At 72.4% G+C, this 10,878-nt stretch carries 10 protein-coding genes; 7 read left to right on the plus strand and 3 right to left on the minus strand.

The window, feature by feature from the left end; all coding sequences use genetic code 11:
* The first annotated feature begins 192 nt into the window (after window positions 1–192).
* The 5 genes from I5E_RS18450 to I5E_RS18470 all read left to right on the plus strand — a co-directional run bounded on the left by I5E_RS18450 (window position 193) and on the right by I5E_RS18470 (window position 5,051).
* Window positions 193–735: a hypothetical protein gene (locus I5E_RS18450; RefSeq protein WP_022908290.1), complete on the plus strand. Its 543-nt coding sequence runs from the start codon at window positions 193–195 to the stop codon at window positions 733–735.
* 25 nt (window positions 736–760) lie between these two features.
* Complete coding sequence (locus tag I5E_RS22980) at window positions 761–1,957, plus strand: PIG-L family deacetylase (RefSeq protein WP_022908291.1); 1,197 nt, start codon at window positions 761–763, stop codon at window positions 1,955–1,957.
* 193 nt (window positions 1,958–2,150) lie between these two features.
* Entirely contained in the window at window positions 2,151–2,468 is a 318-nt protein-coding gene (gene fdxA, locus I5E_RS18460; RefSeq protein WP_022908292.1) for a ferredoxin, read from the plus strand.
* Between the two features lie 14 nt (window positions 2,469–2,482).
* Window positions 2,483–3,601, plus strand: a complete 1,119-nt coding sequence (gene dapC, locus I5E_RS18465; protein ID WP_022908293.1) for a succinyldiaminopimelate transaminase — start codon at window positions 2,483–2,485, stop codon at window positions 3,599–3,601.
* A gap of 151 nt (window positions 3,602–3,752) precedes the next feature.
* Window positions 3,753–5,051, plus strand: coding sequence for a citrate synthase (locus I5E_RS18470; RefSeq protein ID WP_022908294.1), 1,299 nt, complete (start codon window positions 3,753–3,755; stop codon window positions 5,049–5,051).
* Between the two features lie 308 nt (window positions 5,052–5,359).
* Here the strand turns inward: I5E_RS18470 and I5E_RS18475 are convergent, their stop codons facing one another.
* Together I5E_RS18475 and dapD are read right to left on the minus strand one after the other, a co-directional pair.
* Window positions 5,360–6,157 carry an alpha/beta hydrolase gene (locus tag I5E_RS18475; RefSeq protein WP_022908295.1) on the minus strand — a complete coding sequence of 266 codons (798 nt, stop codon included), beginning with the start codon at window positions 6,155–6,157 and terminating at the stop codon, window positions 5,360–5,362.
* A 19-nt stretch (window positions 6,158–6,176) separates the two neighbouring features.
* Entirely contained in the window at window positions 6,177–7,145 is a 969-nt protein-coding gene (gene dapD / locus I5E_RS18480; protein ID WP_022908296.1) for a 2,3,4,5-tetrahydropyridine-2,6-dicarboxylate N-succinyltransferase, read from the minus strand.
* A 171-nt stretch (window positions 7,146–7,316) separates the two neighbouring features.
* Between dapD and dapE the strand changes: the two genes are divergently transcribed.
* Together dapE and I5E_RS18490 are read left to right on the plus strand one after the other, a co-directional pair.
* On the plus strand, window positions 7,317–8,399 hold the full coding sequence (dapE, locus tag I5E_RS18485) for a succinyl-diaminopimelate desuccinylase (protein ID WP_022908297.1): 1,083 nt from the start codon (window positions 7,317–7,319) through the stop codon (window positions 8,397–8,399).
* Entirely contained in the window at window positions 8,384–9,628 is a 1,245-nt protein-coding gene (locus I5E_RS18490) for a hypothetical protein (protein ID WP_031263159.1), read from the plus strand. Before dapE ends, I5E_RS18490 begins: the two co-directional genes overlap by 16 nt.
* Here the strand turns inward: I5E_RS18490 and I5E_RS18495 are convergent.
* The gene (locus tag I5E_RS18495; RefSeq protein WP_022908299.1) at window positions 9,607–10,776 is read right to left on the minus strand and encodes an AI-2E family transporter; all 1,170 of its coding nucleotides are present in this window, start codon (window positions 10,774–10,776) and stop codon (window positions 9,607–9,609) included. The genes I5E_RS18490 and I5E_RS18495 overlap by 22 nt on opposite strands.
* Window positions 10,777–10,878: the final 102 nt, after the last annotated feature.

Raw genomic sequence — 10,878 nt, forward strand, 5'->3', positions numbered from 1 at the left:
TCTACGCGCCGCAGGCCGAGACGGCGATCCCGGTGGGCGTCGACGCCCTCGTCGCGGCGACGCGCGCGTACGTCGCCTGACGCGAGCGGTCCGCTCGGGCCGGCCAGGAGGCGCGGCGCGACCCCGTCGCGCACGTGACGTTCCCAGGGGACTCACGCCGCGCCTCCCGGCTCGCCCCCTAGGGTGCTGGGCATGCGCACCCCGACCCGCACCCTGATCGCCGCCGTCGCAGCCGGCATCGCCCTCGCCGGACTGGCCGGCTGCTCGTCCGACGCCGTGCGGCAGGCCACCGACCTCGGCTCCTCGGTCGCGTCGAGCGTCGCCGAGGGCGTGCAGGGCATCGACGGCAAGGCCGTCCAGGACGGCATGGCCTCGGTCGCCGGGGGCATCGACGGCGCCCTGGACACCGCGCTGAAGGGCGCGAACGTGACCTCGGACGGCAAGGTCCCGGACGGCTTCCCGACCGAGGACGTCCCGCTCGTCGACGGCACCGTGCTCGGCGGCGGCTCCGGCCCGAACGGCTCCGGCTGGGTCGCACAGGTCCGCGCGGGCTCCGTCGACGACTTCCAGGCGGCGGCGCAGCAGCTCACCGACGCCGGGTTCACCGAGTCGGCGAAGCGCGCGGACTCCTCGAGCGCCTTCGGGATGTTCCGGAGCGACGCCTACCGCGTGGTCCTGACGTTCTCGGACGGCAACGACGGTGTGACCGCGACCTACATCGTGACGCCCCGCTAGTCGCCGCTGGGTACGCTTGGACCCGATGTCGAAGGCCCCTGCAACCCGCCCCGAGCGCGTCCTGTTCGTGCACGCCCACCCGGACGACGAGACGCTCTCGTCCGGTGGGACGATCGCCACCCTGCTCGAGGTCGGCGCCGAGGTGACGGTGCTCACCGCGACCCGGGGTGAGCGCGGGGAGATGCTGACCCCCGAGCTCGGGCCGCTCTTCGGCGACGGCCCCCGTGTCGCCGCACACCGCGAGACCGAGATCGCCGGTGCCCTCGCCGCACTCGGCGGTCCCGCGCACCTCTGGCTCGGCGGCCCCGGTGCACGGCCGACGGACCTGCCCGAGCGCCGCTACACCGACTCCGGCATGCAGTGGGGCCCCGACGGTCGCGCGGTCGCCGCGGGGGACGCCCCGGCCGACTCGCTCACCGCGGCCGACCTCGGTGAGGTCGTCGACGACATCCGCGCCGCGATCCGCTCCACCGGCGCCGACGCGGTGGTGAGCTACGCCGACGACGGCGGCTACGGTCACCCGGACCACGTCCGCGTCCACCACGCGGCGCGGTACGCCGCACGCGCCGAGGAACTCCCGTTCTCGATGATCGTCGACCCCGACTCCGGGCAGACCGACCTGACCGTGGACGTCCTCCCCGTGCGGGCGAAGGTCCGGGCGGCCGTCGAGCAGTACCGCTCCCAGGTGACCGTCGACCCCGTCGATCCCCGTGACCCCACCGCGCTGTCGTGGGTGATGCCGCACGGCGAGCGGCAGCACGCCCGGGCGACCGAGGCGTTCCGGCACGACGTCGACCGTGTCCCCGAGGCGCCGCAGACCTTCGCCGAGTTCTCGCGGCAGGGCAAGGTCACCGCGGTCGTGGTCGCCCTCGTCCTCGGACTCGTCGCCGGGGGACTCGGCACCGTCACGCACCAGCAGGCCCTCGGGGGGTTCCCGGTCGGGATCGTGCTCACCTCGCTCATCGTGGTCGGGCTCACGGTCGGCATCCGGCTGCTGTACCGGTCGCGGGCGATGGTCGCCGCGGTCGGCATCGGGATCATCGCCGCGACGCAGGTCCTGACGTCGGTGGCCGGGCAGAGCTCCCCGCTCGTGCTCGCGAACGTCGCCGGCTACGTGTGGACGTTCGGCCCGGCGGCCGTCACCGCGCTCGTGCTCGCCTGGCCGGACCTGTCCGGGATCCGGGCGGCCGCCGCACGGTCCGGTGGCGCGGACCGCTCTTGACGGTCCGGCGCGGAGTGGTGCGGACGGGCCGGCGCGGTCCTGACGGTCCGGCGCGGTGTGGACCGGTCCTGCGGTCCGGCGGAGTGCGGACCTCGCGGTCCGGCGGAGTGCGGACCTCGCCGTCCGGCGGTCAGGTGCGGCCGGGCCGCGCGGGTAGACTCGATCTGCTCAGTCCGAAGGGAGCACCCCAACCGTGACGTACGTGATCGCCCAGCCCTGTGTCGACGTCAAGGACCGCGCCTGCATCGACGAATGCCCGGTCGACTGCATCTACGAGGGTGACCGGTCCCTGTACATCCACCCCGACGAGTGCGTCGACTGCGGTGCGTGCGAGCCGGTCTGCCCGGTCGAGGCGATCTACTACGAGGACGACCTCCCCGAGGAGTGGGCCGACTACTACAAGGCCAACGTCGAGTTCTTCGAAGAGGTCGGTTCCCCCGGCGGTGCTGCGAAGGTCGGCGTGATCCACAAGGACCACCCGGTCGTCATGGCCGAGCCGCCCCGCGGCTGACCCGGAGCCGGACCGTGGCGCTCGACCTCCCCGACTTCCCCTGGGACCAGCTCGTCCCGTTCAAGCAGCAGGCAGCGGCGGTCGAGGGCGGCATCGTCGACCTCAGCGTCGGCTCGCCCGTCGACCCGACCCCCGCCGTCGTCCGCACGGCGCTCGCAGAGGCGACCGACGCGCACGCCTACCCGCAGGTCGCCGGGACGCCGGCCCTGCGCGAGGCGATCGCCGACTGGTACGGCCGTCGGCAGGGCGTCACGCTGACGCCCGACCAGGTACTGCCGACGATCGGCTCGAAGGAGTTCATCGCCGGGCTCGCGCTCTGGCTCGGGATCGGCCGCGGTGACACGGTCGTGTTCCCGGCCGCGGCGTACCCGACGTACGAGCTCGGTGCGGCCCTGGTCGGCGCGGACGCCCTCGCCTCGGACGACCCTGCGGCGTGGCCGTCCACCACGAAGCTCGTCTGGCTGAACTCGCCGGGCAACCCGGACGGCCGCGTCCTGTCGATCGACGAGCTGCGTGTCGCGGTCGAGCGGGCGCGGGAACTCGGCGCGGTCATCGTCGGCGACGAGTGCTACGCCGAACTCGGGTGGGAGCCGCCGTACGACGCCGCCCCCACGCCGACGATCCTCGACCCCCGGGTGGTGGGGGACTCCGTCGACGGCGTGCTCAGCGTCTACTCGCTGTCGAAGCAGTCGAACCTCGCCGGGTACCGGGCGGCCTTCGTCGCGGGCGACGCGCGGGTCCTCGCCGAGGTGCTCGCGGTCCGCAAGCACACCGGCATGATGCCGCCGCTCCCGGTGCAGGAAGCGATGATCGTCGCCCTCGCCGACGAGACCCACGTGCAGGCGCAGAAGGCGCTGTACCGCGCCCGACGGAACATGCTCCGACGGGCACTCGAAGGCGCCGGCTTCCGGATCGACCACAGCGATGCGGGTCTCTACCTCTGGGCGACCCGGGGCGAACCCGCACTCGACACCGTCGCCTGGCTGGCCGAGCGCGGGATCCTCGTCGCACCGGGCACGTTCTACGGATCGGCGGGCGCCGAGCACGTCCGTGTGGCCCTCACCGCGACCGACGAACGCATCGCCGCAGCCGCGCAGCGCCTGGCGAGCTCGCGGCGTCTGGCATCCGCCTGAGCCTTTCGCGCTCCGCGCAATCCGTGGTTCCCACCAAGTCCTGAGGCTCGATGTGTGCACGACCGACAGTGGGCGCGATTAGGCTGTCATCGTGACTGACACTGCCAATGACGCTCAGAAGACGGCCACACCGCCCACCACGCCCGTCCCCGTGAGTCCCGCCGCCGAGCAGGCCACGGCGACCGCGACGCTGACGTACCCGGGTGGCACGGCGGAGTTCCCGATCCTGCCGAGCGTCGACGGTGCGTCCGCCATCGACATCTCGACGTTCAAGAAGCAGACCGGGATGAACACGCTCGACTACGGGTTCGTGAACACCGGGTCGACGAAGAGCGCCATCACCTACATCGACGGCGACCAGGGGATCCTGCGGTACCGCGGCTACCCGATCGACCAGGTCGCGTCGAACCTGACCTTCCTCGAGGTGGCCTGGCTCCTCATCTACGGCGAGCTCCCGACCGAGTCCGAGCTCGCGTCCTTCGACGCCCGCATCCGTCGGCACACGCTGCTGCACGAGGACCTCCGTCGCCTGTTCGACGCCCTGCCGCACTCGGCGCACCCGATGTCGGTCCTCTCGAGCGCCGTCAGCGCCCTGTCGACGTACTACGAGGACGACATGGACGTCGACGACCCCGAGAAGGTCGAGCTCCAGACCGTCCGGCTCCTCGCGAAGCTGCCGGTGATCGCCGCGTACGCGCACAAGAAGTCCATCGGGCAGGCGTTCCTGTACCCGGACAACTCGCTGTCGTTCGTCGACAACTTCCTGCGCCTCAACTTCGGCACCATGGCCGAGACCTACCAGCCGAACCCGGTGCTGTCGAAGGCCCTCGAGCGGCTCCTCATCCTGCACGAGGACCACGAGCAGAACGCCTCGACGGCCACGGTCCGGATGGTCGGCTCGACGAAGGCGAACATGTTCGCCTCGATCTCCGCCGGCATCAACGCCCTGTACGGCCCCCTGCACGGCGGTGCGAACGAGGCCGTCCTCGAGATGCTCCAGCAGATCAAGGACTCGGGCGAGCCCGTGACCCGCTTCGTCGAGCGGGTGAAGAACAAGGAGCGCGGTGTGAAGCTCATGGGCTTCGGGCACCGCGTCTACAAGAACTACGACCCGCGCGCGAAGCTCGTGAAGGAGTCCGCGCACGAGGTGCTCGAGGCACTCGGCGTGCAGGACGACCTGCTCGACATCGCCATGGAGCTCGAGGGCATCGCGCTCGAGGACGAGTACTTCGTCAGCCGCAAGCTCTACCCGAACGTCGACTTCTACACCGGCATCATCTACAAGGCGATGGGCTTCCCGCCGCGGATGTTCACGGTGCTGTTCGCCATCGGGCGTCTGCCGGGGTGGATCGCGCAGTGGCGCGAGCTGAACAACGACCCGCTGAACAAGATCGGGCGCCCGCAGCAGCTCTACGTGGGGCACGCCGAGCGGGACCTCCCGGCGCGCTGACGCCGCGCGCGGGAGCGCGGTGGTCGCCGCGTCGCCGCTGCACCGCGCCCCCGCGCGAACAATGCGCCCCGTTCCGACGGGGCGCGATGTTCGTTCGGGGGCGCGCAGCGCACAACACAAGTCACGTCGAACCATGTCATCGCGTGGTTCGACGTGACTTTGGTTGTGCGGGAGTGGCGGGACGGGCGCGGCGGCGGACGGGAGGCGCGGTGCCGGCCCGCACCGCGCCTCCCGTCCGTCGCACGGCCGGCTCCACCGCCTGCCCGCTCACGCCGCCCATCCGTCGGGCGAGCGCGCCGCGCCGCCGCTCATGCGCCGGACGAGCGCGCCGCCCACGCCGAGACGAGGTCGAGCGCCCGGTCCGAGTCCGGCGACCCCGGTCGGTTGAGGAACGCGTGCCGCGCTGCCGCGAGCACGTGCCGTTCGACGTCGACGCCGGCGGCCCGGAGCTCGGCGGCGAACCGGTCGCCCGACGCCCGCATCGTGTCGTGCTCGGCGTCCACCATGAGCGTGCGCGGCATGCCCGACGGGTCCGTCCCGCCGGGGAACGCGGTGTCGCCGTCGCCCGCGCGTCCGACGTGGTTCCGGTTCGCCAGGTCGAGCAGCACCGGGTGGTGGGTCACGCGGCGGTGCCCGCGCACCGACCGCAGCACCGCCGGGTCGCGGGGCGTCCTGGCGTGGAAGAACCCGTACGCGAGGACGAGGCCGTCCGGACGCCGATCCTCCGGCAGCGCCAGGGTCACGGCCGCGGCGAGGCACGCTCCGGCGCTCGCGCCACCGAGGAACACCGGGCCGTCGGCCGCCGCACGCACCTCGGCGAGGACGGCGCGGACGTCGTCGTTCGGTACCGGGTGGTGTCGTCGACCGCGGGCGCCGCGTCGTCCGACGAACGGGAACCCGGGCAGGGGAGCGAGACGGTAGTCGACCGTGACGACGTCGAGTCCGCGGTCGGCGAGGGCACCGGCGACCGCGTGCGCCTCCGGCAGGTCGAGGTCACCGCGGAAGAACCCACCGCCGTGCAGCCACACGAGGGTCGTGCCCCGAGCGGCCCCCGTACGAGCCGCGTACCGGCGGACCGGCACCGGGCCGTGCGGCCCCTCGACCACCCCCACAGCCGACGACCGGCTAGGCGTGCAGCGCGGTGTTGAGCTGGATGCCCTGCCCCTGCCGCTGCAGGGCCTCGACCGCGCCGGTCAGCGAGTTGCGGCGGAACAGGATGTTCGGCGTGCCCGAGAGCTCGGCGGCCTTGACCGTCCGGGGCGTCCCGTCGGGGTTCGGTGCCGCCCCGACGAGCACGACCTTCGTGCCGGCCGTCACGTACAGGCCTGCCTCGATCACGGAGTCGTCGCCGAGCGAGATGCCGAGCCCGGCGTTCGCCCCGAGCAGCGCCCGCTCGCCGAGGGACACACGGTGGGTGCCGCCGCCGGACAGCGTGCCCATGATGGACGCGCCGCCGCCGATGTCCGTGCCGTGGCCGACGACGACGCCCTGGGAGACGCGCCCCTCGATCATGGCGTCGCCGAGCGTGCCGGCGTTGAAGTTCACGAAGCCCTCGTGCATGACCGTGGTGCCGGGGGCGAGGTGCGCGCCCAGACGGACTCGGTTGGCGTCGCCGATGCGCACGCGGTCGGGCACGACGTAGTCGACCAGCCGGGGGAACTTGTCGATGGCGTGCACGGCGATCCCGGAGCGCTGCAGCCCGGGGCGCAGCCGCGTCAGGTCGTCGGGGTGCACGGGGCCGGCGTTCGTCCAGGCGACGATCGGCAGGTGCGCGAAGACGCCGTCGAGGTTGACCTCGTTCGGGCGGACGTGCAGGTGGCTGAGCAGGTGCAGGCGCAGGTAGGCGTCGGGCGTGCTGGCGGGGGCCGCGTCGATCGTGACCTCGGTCGTGACCGCCTCGATCGTGACGGCACGGCGGGGGTCGTCGCCGACGTGCGCCCGCAGCCCGGCGGGGAACGCGGCGTCGGCGGGGAGTGCGCCGAGGTGGGTCTCGGGGTACCAGGTGTCGAGCGTCGTGCCGTCGGCGGCGATCGTCGCGAGGCCGTGGCCCCAGGCGTGGGTCGGGCGGTCGGTGGCAGCGGTCGTGTCGGTCACCGCACCAGGGTACCCAGCGGTCGGTGGCGACCACCCGTCCGTCCGGACGGGCCCGACGGACGCGCACCGCGCCTCCCGGCCTGGAGGCGCGGCACCTGTGGACAGAGCACGAACCGTCCACAGGTGGTCACCTCGACGGCCCCTGCAAGGGTCGGCCGGTAGGCTTCCCGCATGCCGGAGCCGCTCGACCTCACCGCCTCGTCCATCGACATCACCCGTGCCATCTGCGACATCGAGTCGGTGTCCGGCAACGAGGGACCGCTCGCCGACGCGATCGAGGCCGCCCTGGCGCCGCTGCCCCACCTCGAGGTGATCCGAGACGGTGACGCGATCGTCGCGCGCACGAACCTCGGCCGCGACCGCCGGGTCGTCATCGCGGGGCACATCGACACCGTCCCGCTCAACGCGAACCTGCCGACCGAGTTCCGCACCGCCGATGACGGGACCGAGATCCTGTGGGGCCGCGGCACGGTCGACATGAAGGCCGGGTGCGCGGTGCAGCTCAAGCTCGCGTACGACCTCGCCGAACCGAACGTCGACGTCACGTGGGTGTTCTACGACCACGAAGAGGTCAGCGACGCCCTGAACGGGCTCGGTCGCCTGGCCCGGACCCGACCCGAGCTCCTCGCGGGGGACTTCGCGATCCTCGGCGAGCCCTCCGGCGCGCAGATCGAGGGCGGCTGCAACGGCAACCTCCGCGCCGAGGTCCGTGCCTTCGGCAAGCGGTCGCACAGTGCCCGGAGCTGGATCGGCGACAACGCGATCCACAAGGCCGCACCGATCCTCGCCACCCTCGCCGCGTACGAGCCGCGCACGGTCACGGTCGACGGGCTCGACTACCGCGAGGGGCTCAACGCCGTCGGCATCACGGGCGGCATCGCCGGCAACGTCATCCCGGACGAGGTCATGGTGCACGTCAACTACCGCTTCGCACCGTCGCGCACCGCCGACGAGGCCGTCGCCCACGTCCGTGAGCTGTTCGACGGCTACGACGTGCAGATCGTCGACCTCGCGGCCGGGGCCCGGCCGGGGCTCGACGCTCCGCTGGCGCAGGACTTCGTCGCGGCCGTCGGGGGTCCGGCACCCCGTCCGAAGTACGGCTGGACCGACGTCGCCCGGTTCTCGGCGCTCGGCGTCCCCGCGGTCAACTACGGCCCCGGCGAGCCGGTCTGGGCCCACCACGACGACGAGCAGGTCCCCGTCGACCAGATCACCTCGGTCGAGCACGGTCTGCGTCGGTGGCTGACGGCCTGACGACGGCCGGGTCGGCCCGGCTGAGCCCTGCCCGCGCCCGGTGGAACGCCCGCTACCGGGTGGTGCCGTGGTGGGTGCGGATCACGGTCGTCTACGTGCTCGCGCGGGTCGTGACGGGCGTGATGCTCGCCGCGTTCGCGAGCGTGCAGGCCGCGAACTCGTTCACGGTGCAGCACCCGGGCCTGCTGTCGTTCTCGTCGATCTGGGACGGTGCCTGGTACCGGGTGATCGCTGCGTCCGGGTACCCGTCGACGCTGCCGGTGGACACCGCTGGGCACGTGACCGAGAACGCGTGGGCGTTCATGCCCGCCTACCCGTTCCTCGTCCGTGGTCTGATGGCCGTCACGGGTGCGTCGTTCGAGTTCGTCGCGGTGTCGGTGTCGCTGCTGTTCGGCTGGGGCGCGGCACTGGTGTTCCGACGGCTGATGGGGCGGTTCCTCGACCCGGCGCGGGCGACCTTCGCGACGGTGCTGTTCGCCGTCGCCCCCGTCTCCGCGATGTTCCAGGTGGCCTACGCCGAGTCGATGGGCCTGTTCCTGCTCCTCGTCGCCCTGCTGCTCATGGTGGACCGCCGCTGGTGGTCGATGCTCCCGGTCGTGCTGCTGCTCGGCATGACCCGGCCGACCGGGCTCGCGTTCGCGCTGCTGATCGCGCTGTTCCTCGTGGCCTGGGCGGTCCGGCCGGCCTGGGTCCGGGCGTCCGCACCGCTCACGGTGCGCCAGCTCGTACCGCCCGCCGTGGTCGCCGTGGTGTCCGGGCTCGTCGGCCTGGCGTGGCCGGCGATCGCCTGGGCGGTCACCGGGGTGCCGCGGGCGTACACCGACACCGAGCTGGCCTGGCGGTCGTCCTACATCGGGTGGAAGGAACTCGTCCCGTTCGCACCCTGGGTGCAGGGCTTCGGGTGGTGGTTCGGGCAGCCGGCCGGCGCGGTCCTGCTCGCCGTGGTGGTGGTCGGGTTCGCGGTGTTCGTCGCCCTGCCGGCTGCCAGGCGGATCGGGCTGGAGCTGCGCCTGTGGGGCGTGGCCTACCTCGTGTACCTGCTGGCGGTGTTCTTCCCGCAGTCGAGCACCTGGCGCATCCTGCTGCCGATCGCTCCGCTGCTCGGGATCGTGGCGCTGCCCCGGTCGCGGGTCTACCGGGTGGCGGTCGTGGTCGTGTGCATCGCGCTGCAGTGGGTGTGGATGTACTTCTGCTGGTGGATCGACGGCTACGACTGGACCCCACCGTGATCGGCGTCGACCCCGCCGTGATCGGCGTCGACCTCGCGCTCCTCGGCGCCGCGTTCCACCGCCTCGGGGTCCGCTGACGCCGCAGCGTGGATCATCGCGTTCGCGGTGGCGATGAACGGCACCGCGAAGAACGCCCCGACGACGCCGGCGATGGTCGTGCCCGCGGTGACGCCGAGCACGACACCGAGCGGGTGCACGCGGACCGCCGACCCGGTGAGGAACGGGTGCAGGACGTGGCTCTCGAGCTGCTGCACGGCGATCACGATGCCGAGCATGATCAACGCCGGGACCCAGCCGTTGAACACGAGGGCGATGACGACCGCCACGACCCCGGCGACGATGGCGCCGACGACCGGGACGAACGCGCCGAAGAACACGATGACCCCGATCGGGATCGCGAGCGGCACCTGCAGCGCGAGGGCGCCGATCACGATGCCGAGCGCGTCCGTGACCGCGACGACGAGCTGGACCCGGATGAAGCTCGTCAGGGTCTTCCACCCGGCCTGTCCGGCGACGTCGATCCGACCGCGCGCCCGGCGGGGGAAGAGCCGCACCACCCACGACCAGATCCGCGGCCCGTCGACGAGCACGAAGATCGTCGTGAACACCACGATGAAGAGGCCCTCGAGCACGTGCACGAGCCCGCTCCCCGCCTCCGCCGCGCCCGAGGCGATCGACGACGCGTGCGACTGCAGGAACTTCGTCCCGTCGGACAGCCACTTCGTCACCTGCGAGGCGGTGATCCCGAACGGCTCGGTGGCGAGCAGGGACTGCAGCGACTGCACGTTGTGGTCGAGGCGGTGCTCGAGCATCGGCAGGTCGTACCGGATCTGCGCGGTGACGACGAGGGCGAGCACGCCGATGACGATCACCACCGCGAGGAAGCAGGACAGCACCGCGAGCCACTTCGGCCACCGGTGTCGCTGCAGGAACCGCGAGAACGGCGCGAGCAGGGCGCACACGATGAGGCCGATGAGGAACGGCACCACGATGTCCTGCAGCAGGATGACCAGGGCCACGACGACGGCGAGGGCCCCGACGACGACGATCAGTCGCCACGAGAAGGCCCCGGCGACGCGCATGCCCGCTGGGACGGCCTCGACGGCGGGGTCGAGCGGTTGACGGCGCTTGGAGCGGATGTACGGCACACGCCAAGGTGACCACTCGGAACCGCGAGAACGTCGCGATCCGCGGCCCCCAACCTGGGCGGTTTCGCAGTTCCCCCATCGATACGAGATAATGGGGGTGCA

The sequence above is a fragment of the Curtobacterium sp. B18 genome, from assembly GCF_000333375.1.
In the GTDB taxonomy this organism is placed as follows: Bacteria; Actinomycetota; Actinomycetes; order Actinomycetales; family Microbacteriaceae; genus Curtobacterium.

Excerpts from the sequence above, each read along its gene's own strand:
- I5E_RS22980 (WP_022908291.1), top strand. The coding sequence starts at position 761 with ATGTCGAAGGCCCCTGCAACCCGCCCCGAGCGCGTCCTGTTCGTGCAC.
- dapE (WP_022908297.1), top strand. The coding sequence starts at position 7,317 with ATGCCGGAGCCGCTCGACCTCACCGCCTCGTCCATCGACATCACCCGT.
- I5E_RS18450 (WP_022908290.1), top strand. The coding sequence starts at position 193 with ATGCGCACCCCGACCCGCACCCTGATCGCCGCCGTCGCAGCCGGCATC.